At 72.5% G+C, this 11,790-nt stretch carries 6 protein-coding genes; 4 read left to right on the forward strand and 2 right to left on the reverse strand.

Translation table 11 applies throughout. The features are described from left to right. The first annotated feature begins 5 nt into the window (after positions 1-5). Positions 6-620 (forward strand): GTP pyrophosphokinase, encoded by a 615-nt coding sequence (locus DFJ66_RS07030; protein WP_121219089.1) that lies wholly within the window; start codon positions 6-8, stop codon positions 618-620. Here DFJ66_RS07030 and DFJ66_RS07035 read toward each other — a convergent pair. Both DFJ66_RS07035 and DFJ66_RS07040 read right to left on the reverse strand, forming a co-directional pair. Continuing rightward, positions 617-1,309, reverse strand: a complete 693-nt coding sequence (locus DFJ66_RS07035; protein ID WP_121230788.1) for a tyrosine-protein phosphatase — start codon at positions 1,307-1,309, stop codon at positions 617-619. The genes DFJ66_RS07030 and DFJ66_RS07035 overlap by 4 nt on opposite strands. A 38-nt stretch (positions 1,310-1,347) precedes the next feature. After that, the gene (locus DFJ66_RS07040) at positions 1,348-1,782 is read right to left on the reverse strand and encodes a nuclear transport factor 2 family protein (protein WP_121219091.1); all 435 of its coding nucleotides are present in this window, start codon (positions 1,780-1,782) and stop codon (positions 1,348-1,350) included. An 85-nt stretch (positions 1,783-1,867) separates the two neighbouring features. Between DFJ66_RS07040 and DFJ66_RS07045 the strand changes: the two genes are divergently transcribed. The 3 genes from DFJ66_RS07045 to DFJ66_RS07055 all read left to right on the forward strand — a co-directional run bounded on the left by DFJ66_RS07045 (position 1,868) and on the right by DFJ66_RS07055 (position 11,788). Beyond that, positions 1,868-2,431, forward strand: a complete 564-nt coding sequence (locus tag DFJ66_RS07045) for a CGNR zinc finger domain-containing protein (protein ID WP_246029616.1) — start codon at positions 1,868-1,870, stop codon at positions 2,429-2,431. 354 nt (positions 2,432-2,785) lie between these two features. Further along, positions 2,786-4,051: a serine hydrolase domain-containing protein gene (locus tag DFJ66_RS07050; RefSeq protein WP_246029617.1), complete on the forward strand. Its 1,266-nt coding sequence runs from the start codon at positions 2,786-2,788 to the stop codon at positions 4,049-4,051. A gap of 108 nt (positions 4,052-4,159) precedes the next feature. Then, positions 4,160-11,788, forward strand: coding sequence for an amino acid adenylation domain-containing protein (locus DFJ66_RS07055; RefSeq protein ID WP_425471110.1), 7,629 nt, complete (start codon positions 4,160-4,162; stop codon positions 11,786-11,788). Positions 11,789-11,790 lie beyond the last annotated feature (2 nt).

The following is an 11,790-nucleotide window of genomic DNA, read 5'->3' on the forward strand; positions in this document are numbered from 1 at the left end:
GGATCATGGAGACGGGCGTCGCCGACGACCTGCTGCGGCGGTCCCTGGTGGTGTACAAGTTCGCGGTCGAGGAGCTGATGACCAAGCTCCGGATCCTCAGCGAGGAGTTCGACCTCGTCCACCGGCACGACCCGATCGAGCACATCACGCAGCGCGTCAAGCGCCCCGACGCCATCCTCGACAAGCTGCGCCGCAAGGGCCTGCCCCCGGACCTCGCGCTGGCCGCCGAGCACCTGGACGACGTGGCGGGCGTGCGGGTGGTGTGCCCCTTCGTCTCCGACGTCTACCGCGTGCGGGACATGCTGGCCCGGCAGAACGACGTGGAGATCCTCAAGACCAAGGACTACATCGCCGAGCCCAAGCCCAACGGCTACCGCAGCCTGCACCTGATCGTGCGCATCCCGGTGTTCCTGTCCGACCGGGTGGAGCACGTGAAGGTGGAGGTGCAGCTGCGCACCATCGCCATGGACTTCTGGGCGACGCTGGAGCACAAGCTGTTCTACAAGTACGACGACCAGGTGCCGGCGGGGTTCGTGGAGGAGCTGACCGACTCGGCGGCGATCGCGGCCGAGCTGGACGCCCGCATGGAGTCCCTGCACCAGCGGATCCAGCACGACTAGCCGAGCAGCCTCTCGCGCAAGGCGGCCAGTGTCGGGCCGGGCAGGTCGAGCAACTCCTCCACGTCGTGGTCGGCCAGCACCGACAGCACCGCCTCCCGGGCCGTCACGCCCTTGGCGGCCAGAGCCATCTCGATGTACGGCCCCTGGTCCGGCATCCCCAGCGCGGCGAACCCGGGAGCCAGGCGCGCGGTGCTGAGCTCGTAGTCGTCGGCGATGTCCTCCGGAGCCACCCCGACCAGCGCCAGCAGCAACATGCTCACCAACCCGGTCCGGTCCCGGCCGGCCGCGCAGTGGACCAGCACGCCGCCCGGTTCCGCCTCGGCCACCGCGGTGACGGCCTCCGCCAGCAGGTGCGCCTTGCGCTCCAGGACGGGCCGGAAGTACAGGGGCGTCCCGTTGATGCCCGACTCCCAGATCTCCGTCCACATCTCCACGTCGTCCTCGTCGTCGATCGGCACGTGGAGCACGGTGAAGCCGGCCGGTTCCGGGCCGCGTTCGGACGGGTTGCGCAGGTCCAGGATGGTGCGCACGCCGTGTGCCCGCACCGCCGCCCACCCCTCGGCGCTCAGGCGGTCCGGGGCGTCGGAGCGGACGACGGCGCCGCGGCGGGTGAGGCGGTCGCCGGCGGGCAGGCCGCCGAGGTCGCGGGCGTTGTAGCAGCCGTCCCAGGGCAAGTGGCGGTCGATCATGCCCCGGAAGACGTTCGACGGCACCGACGGGTTGCCGCCTACGCGAGCGGGATCTCGTGGTCGGTCGTCGGGTCGATGCGGCGGTCGGCGGCCGTGATGCGGACGTCGTTGATGCTCGCCTCGCGGCGCCGCATGAGCCCGTCCGGGGCGAACTCCCAGTTCTCGTTGCCGTACGACCGCCACCACTGGCCCTCGTCGTCGTGCCACTCGTACTGGAAGCGCACGGCGATCCGGTCGTCCCCGAACGCCCACAGGGACTTGCGCAGGACGTACTCGTGCTCGCGCTGCCACTTGCGGGTCAGGAAGGCCACGATCTCGTCGCGGCCGGTGACGAACTCGTCGCGGTTGCGCCACACCGAGTCCGGTGTGTACGCGGCGGCCACGCGCAGGGGGTCGCGAGTGTTCCAGGCGTCCTGGGCGGCGCGGACCTTGCGGCGGGCGGTGTCCTCGTCGAACGGCGGGAGCAGGTTCACGGCCGAGCCCTTTCTAACGTTTGATCAACGCCGCAAACGTTAGATCGTTCGGCTAACGGATGCAACCCCGTGTTACCGTGAGATCGTGCTCACGCCCGACGAACCCCGTCCGGTCCGCTTGATGAACACCGTCTGGGCGGACCGCTCCGGCGTGCACGACGACCTGACCACCGTCGAGGACCTGACCACCTGGCTGACCGGCGACTCCGCCACGGACGTCGCCACCACCACCGCCGCGGACCTGGCCGCGTTCCGCACCCTCCGCCAAGCCCTGCGCGACCTGGCCGCCACGCTCACCGAGGACACCCGGGCCATCGCCGCCGACCGCGACCGGGACCGGGCCGTCGAGGCCGTGAACGCCGCCGTCCGGCAGGCCGTCGTCTGGCCGCAGCTCGACGTCGAGGACGGCGAGCTGCGCCGCCGCACCACGGCCGACGCCCCGCCCGCCACCCGAGCGCTCGCCGCGACCGCCGCCGAGGCCGTCGACCTGTTCACCGGACCGGACCGCGTGCTCCTGCGCGCCTGTTACGCGCCGGGCTGCGTGCTCTACTTCGTGAAGGACCACCCGCGCCGGGAATGGTGCTCGCCGGCGTGCGGCAACCGCGTGCGTGCGGCACGTCACTACCGCCGCAGCCGAACCGACGGGTAGCCGCAAACGACCACCGAGGGGCGTTGGTTACGCCCGGACCCGCAATTCTTCGGTAACAGGGTCGAACACCGTGAAATATACTTCGTGAGTCCATCCTGTGGACAGCTCGCCAGCGGCATTCCGCGCGAGTGCGAATGGACCTCGCATATCGTCCCGGACTTACGGAACTCGCCGGTCCAAACCAGGCCGTTCGAGTGAAACACCGCGACGGCCGCGGAAACTGCGGGTTACTTCCGCAGAAACCGGGGAATCTTTATCCGTCAGATGCTCCGTTCGGCGGTCGCGTGACTCCGGGAACGGACGTCAACGTAGGTCGGCGACCAAATGGTCCATTCGTTCGAAGGAACCACCTCGATGAACACCGAACAGATCGCGCGTCGATTAGCACGACTCGTCGACGAGCACCTCGTGCCCGGCGCGCAGCTGGCCGTGCACCGCCCCGGCGACGGCCTGTGGACCACCTCGGTGGGCCTGCCGGCCGACGCGGCCGTCCCCATCGGGTCGATCACCAAGACGTTCACCGCGACCGTCGCGATGGCCCTGGTCTCCGACGGCGACCTCGACCTGGACGCGCCGCTGCCCGACGTCGGCCTGCCCCTCACGCTGCGCCACCTGCTCAGCCACACCGGCGGCCTGCCGTCCGACCCCGACGACGTCCACGGCACCTCGCTGCGCCGCCACGCCCTCCAGGCGTGCCGCACGCTGGTGCCGCTGCACCGCCCCGGCGCGGGCTTCTCCTACTCCAACATCGGCTACGTCCTGGTCGGCCACCTGATCGAGCAGGCGACCGGGATGTCCTGGTGGGAGGCGGTGGACGCGGTGCTGCTGCGCCCGCTGGGCCTGCGCCCGCGGTTCACCGTGGGCCCCGACACCGACCGCGCCGCGGTGTCCGGGCACGCCGTCAACGCGGCGTTGAAACGCATCACCCCGGTGCGCCAGTCGCTGGCCCTGGTGGACGCGCCGGCGGGCGCGCTGGCCGCCAGCGCCACCGACCTGGTGACCTTCGGGCGGATGCTCGCGGGCGCCCCGCCCACCCTCGTGGACCCCGACGACCTGGACCTCATGCGCGCCCCCGTCCGGCACGCCGAGCCGTTCGGGATGGCCGACGGGTGGGGCCTCGGGCTCGCCCTGTACGAGCGGGACGGCACCGTGTGGGTCGGCCACGACGGCACCGCCGACGGCACGTCGTGCCACCTGCGGATCAACCCCGACGACGGCGCCGTGGTCGCCCTGACCACCAACGGCAGCAGCGGCTTCGCGCTGTGGCGGGACCTCGTGCCTCATTTGGCGGACGCCGGTCTGCCGGTCGGGGATTACGACGGATTCCGCGCCCTGCGGCACCGCATCCCGCCCCCGCCGGACTGCGCGGGCCGGTTCCGCAACGGCGACACCGAATACGCCGTGCGACCGGCCGACCGCGAGGTGTTGGCGCTCACGGTGGACGGCGAGCCGTTCGCGGACCTGTCGTTGTTCGACGGCCTGGTGTTCGCGATGCGCGATTCCGACACCGGTGACACCAGTCAGACAGGACGTTTCCTGCGGGACCCGCAGCGCGGCTCCATCGAGTGGATCCAGATCGGCGGCCGACTCGCCCGCCGACAGGTCCCGGAAATGGTCTGAGGACACGTTTAAAGGTCTTCGAAAGCGGGTATGGCCGCGCCCGTTCTCCCCCGATCCCCCAGAAAGGTTCCGCTCGCGATGACGTCTGCCCGAAACCTGCCTGAACTGGTGGCCGAGCAGGTCGACAGAACTCCCGACGCGCCCGCCGTGGTCAGTGCCGGGGGTGCGGTCTCCTACCGCGACCTGGACGCCCGCGCCAACCGCCTGGCGCACCTGCTGCTGGCCGAGGGGGCGGGGCCGGAGCGGGTGGTGGCGATCGCGCTGCCGCGGTCGGTGGACAACGTCGTCGCCCGGCTGGCCGTGCTCAAGACCGGCGCGGCCTACCTGCCGGTGGACCCCGACTACCCGGCCGAGCGCATCGCGTTCATGCTCGCCGACGCCGAGCCGCTGCTGGTCGTCGACGGCCCGCTGGACGTCGAGGGGCAGCCCGACACCGACCCGGGCATCGAGATCCACCCCGACTCGCCCGCCTACGTCATCTACACCTCCGGCTCCACCGGCCGGCCCAAGGGCGTCGTGGTGACGCACCGGGGGCTGCCCGCGTTCTCGGCGGCCGAGATCGCGCACTTCGACGTGCGCCCGGGTGACCGGGTGCTCCAGTTCTCCTCCCCGAGCTTCGACGCGTCCGTGCTGGAGCTGTGCATGGCGCTGCCCGCCGGGGCGGCGTTGGTGGTGCCGCCGCCCGGCCCGCTGCTGGGCGAGCAGCTGGCGGACGTGATCGACGAGTTCGGCGTGACGCACGCGCTGATCCCGCCGGTGGCGCTGGCGACCGTGCCGGACCGACCGCTGCCGTCGTTCCGGTGCCTGGTCGTCGGCGGTGACGCGTGCGCGCCCGACCTGGTGGAGCGGTGGGCGCCGGGACGGCGGATGGTCAACGCGTACGGGCCGACCGAGTCGACCGTGGTCACGAGCTGGAGCGGGCCGCTGGAGCCGGGCGGGACGCCGCCGATCGGGCGGCCGATCCCGGGGACGAGCGTGCGGGTGCTGGACGACGAGCTGCGCCCGGCCGACGAGGGCGAGCTGTACGTGACGGGTGTGGGCCTGGCGCGCGGCTACCTGCGCCGGCCGGGGTTGACCGCGTCCCGGTTCGTGGCCGACCCGTTCGGTGCGCCGGGGTCGCGGATGTACCGGACCGGGGACGTCGTGCGCGTGAAGGCCGACGGCGAGCTGGAGTTCGTGGGGCGGGCCGACCACCAGGTGAAGATCCGCGGGTTCCGGGTCGAGCCGGGCGAGGTCGAAGCCCTGCTGCGCAAGCACCCGGCGGTGCGGCAGGCCGTGGTGATCGCGCGGGACGAGCCCAAGCGGCTGGTGGCGTACGTGGTCGGCGCGGTCGAGGGGCTGCGGGAGTACGTGGCCGCCACGCTGCCGGACTACATGGTGCCCTCGGCGTTCGTGGCCCTGGACGCCTTCCCGTTGTCCCCCAACGGGAAGCTCGACCGTTCGGCGCTGCCCGCCCCCGTGCTGGGCGAGACCCGGCAGGACGCGGTCGCCCCGCGCACGGACGCCGAGCGGCGGGTGGCGCAGGTGTGGTCGGACGTGCTGGGCGTGCCGGAGGTCGGCGCGCACGACGACTTCTTCGCGCTGGGCGGTGACTCGATCCTGGCCGTGCGGGCGCTGGCCCGGCTGGGCGGGCTGCCGGTGCGGGCGATGTTCGAGCACCGCACGGTCGAGGCGCTGGCCGCCGCCCTGCCCACGCACACCCCGATCCCGCGCGTGCCGCGCGACCGCCCGCTGCCGCTGTCGCCCGCCCAGCGCCGGCTGTTCTCCCTCGACGGCACGGCCGAGCAGAACACCGGCGTCGGCTTGCGGCTGACCGGTCCGCTGGACGTCGACCGCCTGGAACGGGCGCTGGACGCGCTGGCGCAGCGGCACGACGCCCTGCGCACGACGTTCGACGTGGTGGACGGCGAGCCCGTGCAGGTGGTGGCCGACCACGGCACGATCCCGCTGGTCGTCGGGGACGAGCGGGAGCTGTGCGCCCCGTTCGACCTGCGCAAGGGTCCGTTGACGAGGGCGGTGCTCAAGCCGCTGGGGCCGGAGGACCACGTGCTCGTGCTGGTCCAGCACCACATCGTGACCGACGGCTGGTCGGTGGGCGTGCTGCTGGACGAGCTGGCCGACCTCTACGCCGGCGTCGAACCGGCCGCGCCGACCGCCCAGTACCCCGACTTCGCGGTGTGGGACGCGGACCGGCCCCAGGGGGACGTGTCGTACTGGGTGGAGCGGTTGGCCGGTCTGGAGGCCCTCGACCTCCCCACCGACCGCCCGCGACCGGCGCTGCGCACGACGTCCGGCGCGGTGCTGCGCAAGGCCCTGCCCCGCGAGCTCGTGGACCGCCTGACCGGGGTCGGCCGCGCGCACGACGCCACCCTGTTCACCACGCTGACCGCCGCCGTGCAGGTGCTGCTGTCGGCGCGGGCGCGGCAGCGGGACGTGGCGGTCGGCACCGTGACCTCCGGCCGGGACCACGCCGACCTGGAGCGGGCGGTCGGGTTCTTCGTGCGCACGCTCGTGCTGCGCTCGTGGGTGGACCCCGAGTTGCCGTTCACCGCGTTCCTGGACCAGGTCCGCGGCACGGTCCTGGACGCGTTCGAGCACGAGGACGTGCCGTTCGACCGGCTGGTCGACGCCCTGGGCCTCGACCCGGACCCCAGCCGCACGCCGCTGGTCCAAGCGGTCGTCGCCCTGCACCAACCCCTGGTGCGGCGGGAGGAGTTCGGCGGCCTGGCCGTGTCCGAGCACGACCTGCCGCGCCCCCACGCCCGGTTCGACCTGGTCGTGGAGTTCTGGCCGCGCGACGACTCGCTCACCCTCACCGTCGAGTACAACTCCGACCTGTTCAAGGCCTCGACGATCGCCGCGCTGGCCGACGACCTCGACGCCCTCCTGCACGAGGTGGTCGAGCACCCCGACCGGCCGCTGAAGTCGCTGGTGGAGCTGGACTTCCCGCCCGACGACACGGTCCGCGTCCGCGGCCTGCGCGTGGACCTGGCCGAGGTCGAGGCGACCCTCAAGCGCCACCACGAGGTGACCGACGCCGTGGTCGTCCCGGTCGACGGCCGCCTGGTCGCCTACGTGACCCCGCCGGTCAACCCGGCCGCGCTCAAGGGGTTCGCCGGCCAAGTGCTGCCCGCGCACGCCATCCCGTCGACGTTCGTCGGCCTGCACCGCCTCGACCGCGCCGACCTGCCCGCCCCGCCCGAGGAGCCCGGCGTCTACGTCGCACCGCGCACGCCCACCGAGGCCGTGCTGGCGGACGTGTTCGCCGAGGTGCTGGGCGCGGCGAGGGTCGGCGTGCGGGACAACTTCTTCGCGCTGGGCGGCGACTCCATCCTCGGCATCCAGGTGGTCACCAAGGCCCGCGCGGCCGGGCTCGTGCTGACCTCGCGGGACATCTTCGCCCACCAGACGGTCGCCGCGCTGGCCCCGCACGTCACCCGCGACCTGCCGCCGGACGCCGACCAGGGTCCCGTGACCGGGGACGCGCCGCTGACCCCGATCCAGCGGTGGTTCCTGGGCACCGGGGCGACGCTGTTCGAGCAGTCCCTGGTGGTGGACCTGGACTTCGACGTCTCGCGCGAAGCCCTGGACGACGCCGTGGCCGCGCTGGTCGAGCACCACGACGCCCTGCGGATGCGGTTCGAGGCCGACCGGCAGGTCAACCGGCCGGTCGGGTGCCCGGAACCGTTGCTGCGCGCGGAACTCGTCGGCCCCCGGTCGGTGCGGCTGGCGGCACACCACCTGGTCGTGGACGGGGTGTCGTGGCGCGTCCTGGCCGAGGACCTGGTCACCGTGCTGAGCGGGCGGCCGTTGGGGCGCAAGACGACGTCGTTCCGGGACTGGGCGCGCCGCCTGGCCCGGCACACCCTCGAAGGCGGGTTCGACGACGAGCTGCCGCACTGGTCGGGGATCTCCGGCAGTGCCGTCCCGACCGACCGCCACGGCCCCAACACCTACGCCACCGCGCGGGAAGTCACCGTCCGACTGTCCGAACAGGACACCACAGCGCTGCTGCGGGACGTGCCGGAGGTGTACCGGACGCAGGTCAACGACGTGCTGCTGACCGCGTTGGGCCGGGTGCTGGCCGACTGGACCGGCGACGACCACGTGGTGGTGGACCTCGAGGGCCACGGCCGCGAGGAGTTGTTCGACGACGTGGACCTGTCCCGCACGGTCGGCTGGTTCACCACCGTCTACCCGGTGGCGCTGGACGTGCCGCGCGAGTGGGGCGCGGCGCTGAAGGCCGTCAAGGAGCGACTGCGGGCCGTGCCGCGCCGGGGCATCGGCTGCGGTGCGCTGCGCCACCTGGCCGGCGGACCCGCGTGCTACCCGGCGGTGAGCCTGAACTACCTGGGCAGCTTCCGGACCGGCGAGCGGGACCTCGACCTGGCCGCCGACCCCGACATGCCGCGTCCGCACCTGCTGGACGTGGTGGGCCGCGTGCAGGACGGTCGGCTGGAGATCTCCTGGCACTACAGCGACGCCAACCACGACGAGGCCACCGTGGCGCGGCTCGCCGAGTCCTACGCGGCGGCCCTGCGGGCGATCATCGCCCACTGCGCGACACCGGGCGCGGGCGGTCGGACGCCGTCGGACTTCCCGCTGGCGCGGCTGACGCAGGAGCAGGTGGACCGGATCACCGGCGAGGACGCCTACCCGCTCACGCCCATGCAGGCCGGCATGGTCTTCCACAGCCTGGGCGAGCGCGGTCGCGTCGGTGGGTCGGGCCTGGATTTCCGTCGATCACGTTCTTCGATCGGCGGAAATCCAGGTTCGACGTACCGACTTCCAGGCGACCGCGCCGCGACGCCGGAGGCGGCGCAATCAGACACCGGTGTGTACTTCCAGCAGACGACGTTCCTGGTGGACGGGGTGCCCGACTCGCACGCGTTCGCCCGTGCCTGGCAGCGGGTCGTGGACCGGACGCCGGTGCTGCGGTCGAGCGTGCTGTGGGACGACGTGCCCGAGCCGTTGCAGGTGGTGCACGCGCACGCCGAGGTCCCGTTCACGTTCCTGGACTGGACCGGGCAGGACGACCCCGCCCGGTTGCGGGAGTTCCTGGAGCAGGACCGGGAGCAGGGCATCGACCTGTCCGTGCCGCCGCTGATGCGGGTGGCGATCATCCGGGTGGCGCCCGAGACCGTGCGGGTGGTGTGGACGTTCCACCACGTGCTGCTCGACGGCTGGAGCGTCTTCCAGGTGCTGTCGGACGTGCTGGGCGAGCCCGCCGAACGGCGGCCGTTCCGGGACTACGTGGCGTGGCTGGCCGCCCAGGACGACGAGGCCGCCGAACGGCACTGGCGGGACGTCCTCGGCACCTTCGACTCCCCCACCCCGCTGCCCGCCGACCGACCTCAGGACGGCCCGGCCGCGTCGTCGGAGCGGCACGCGGTGGAGCTGTCGGCGCAGGACTCGGCCCGGCTCTACGAGTTCGCCCGCACCCACGGCCTCACGGTGAACACGCTGGTCCAGGCCGCGTGGGCGTTGCTGCTCGCTCGATCGTCGGGGCAGCGGGACGTGTGCTTCGGCGCGACCGTGTCGGGCCGGCCCGCGGACCTGCCGGGCGCGGACGCCATCACCGGCATCTTCATCAACACCCTGCCGGTGAGGGTCCGGGTGGACGGGACGCGGCCGGTGGTGGCGTGGCTGCGGGAGTTGCAGGACCGGCAGGCGGAGTCGCGGCGGTTCGAGCACGTGCCGCTGACCAGGTTGCGGTCGTGGAGCGCGGTGCCCGAGGGCGCGAACCTGTTCGACAGCGCGGTGGTGTTCGAGAACTACCCCGTCGAACTGGGCGACGGCATGGGCCTGCGGGACATCGAGGCCGTGGAGACCACGAGCTTCCCGCTCAGCGCGACCGTCTACCCGTCGGAGAAGCTGGGCGTGCTGCTGGGCTACGAGCCCGCGATGTTCGACGCCGACACGGTGGCCCGGCTGGGCGAGCGGCTGACCGCCCTGTTGCTGGGCCTGGTCGCCGACCCCGAGCGGCCGGTGGGGCGCGTGCCGTGGCTGTCGGACGAGGAGCTGCGGCAAGTCCTGGTCGAGTGGAACGGCTCCTCGACGAGCACCGTCACCACGACGATCCCGGAGGTGTTCGCCGCACAAGCCGCGCGCACGCCCGACGCGGTCGCGGTGACCTTCGGCGGGACTTCGTTGACCTACCGGGAGCTGGACGAGCGGGCGAACCGGCTGGCACACCACCTGGTCGCCGCGGGCGCGGGGCCGGAACGCCTGGTGGCGTTGACGTTCGAGCGGTCGGCGGACCTGGTCGTGGCGGTGCTGGGCGTGCTCAAGTCCGGCGCGGCCTACCTGCCGATCGACCCGGCCTACCCGGCCGAGCGGATCGCGGGCACGATCGCCGACGCCCGGCCCGTGGCGGTGCTCGACGCCTTACCCGACTTGTCCCAGTACCCGCCTGAGCCTCCCGAAACGTCCCTGCGGCCGGAGAACCCGGCGTACGTCATCTACACCTCGGGCTCGACCGGCAAGCCCAAGGGCGTGATCATCCCGCACAGCAACGTGATCAGGCTGTTCACCGCCACGGACCACTGGTTCGGGTTCGGCCCCCAGGACGTCTGGACCCTGTTCCACAGCTACGCCTTCGACTTCTCCGTCTGGGAGCTCTGGGGACCCCTCCTGCACGGCGGCCGACTCGTGGTCGTGCCGTACGACGTCTCCCGGTCGCCGCAGGAGTTCGCGCGGTTGCTCCGGGAAGAGGGCGTGACCGTGCTCAACCAGACGCCGTCGGCGTTCTACCAGCTCATACCCGAGCAACCGGACGTGCCGCGGGTGATCTTCGGCGGCGAGGCCCTGGACCTGGACAAGACCAAGGACTGGCAGGGCACCGGCACGTTGATCAACATGTACGGGATCACGGAGACCACCGTCCACGTCACCTACACCGAAGCGGACGGCTCGGTCGGCGTCCCCATCCCCGACCTGCGGGTCTACGTGCTGGACGAGGACCTGCAACCGGTGCCGCCCGGGGTCGTCGGCGAGATGTACGTGGCCGGACCGGGTCTGGCGCGCGGCTACCTGGACCGGCCCGGCCTGACCGCGTCGAGGTTCGTGGCGAACCCGTTCGACGCAGCGGGTTCCCGCATGTACCGCAGCGGCGACCTCGCCGTGTGGCGGGACGGCCGGCTGCACTACCTGGGCCGCGCCGACCACCAGATCAAGATCCGGGGCTTCCGGGTCGAACCCGGCGAGATCGAAGCCGCGCTCAACGCGCATCCCCGCGTCGCCCAGGTCGTTGTGCTGGAACAGGACCAGCGTTTGGTCGCGTACTACGTGCCGAACGGGGACGTGCGGGTTTCGGGCCTGCGCGACCACGCTTCGGCCGTGCTGCCGGCGCACATGGTCCCGTCGGCGTTCGTGGCACTGGATCGGCTGCCGCTCAACGCCAACGGCAAGTTGGACCGCGTCGCGCTCCCCGCGCCCGAGCGCGACGCGGTCACCTCCACCGAGTACGTGGCCCCGCGCACGGAGACCGAGGAAGCGATCGCCGCCATCTGGGCGGAGGTGCTCGACGTCGACCGGGTCGGCGTGGAGGACAGCTTCTTCGCGCTGGGCGGCGACTCGATCCGCAGCCTGCGCATCACGTCCCGGACCAAGGCGGCGTTCGACGTCGACCTGTCGCCCCGCGACGTGCTGACCGCCCGCACCGTGTCGAGCCTCGCCGGCCTGGTGGAGGAACTCGTGCTGGCCGACCTCGAAGCCCTCGCCGACCGGGAAGCGTGAAC

The organism is Saccharothrix variisporea (genome assembly GCF_003634995.1).
Lineage (GTDB): Bacteria > Actinomycetota > Actinomycetes > Mycobacteriales > Pseudonocardiaceae > Actinosynnema > Actinosynnema variisporeum.

What these genes read in the sequence shown, in the direction of transcription:
- DFJ66_RS07030 (WP_121219089.1), top strand. Translation starts at nt 6, where the DNA reads ATGGAGACGGGCGTCGCCGACGACCTGCTGCGGCGGTCCCTGGTGGTG.
- DFJ66_RS07050 (WP_246029617.1), top strand. Translation starts at nt 2,786, where the DNA reads ATGAACACCGAACAGATCGCGCGTCGATTAGCACGACTCGTCGACGAG.
- DFJ66_RS07035 (WP_121230788.1), bottom strand. Translation starts at nt 1,309, where the DNA reads ATGATCGACCGCCACTTGCCCTGGGACGGCTGCTACAACGCCCGCGAC.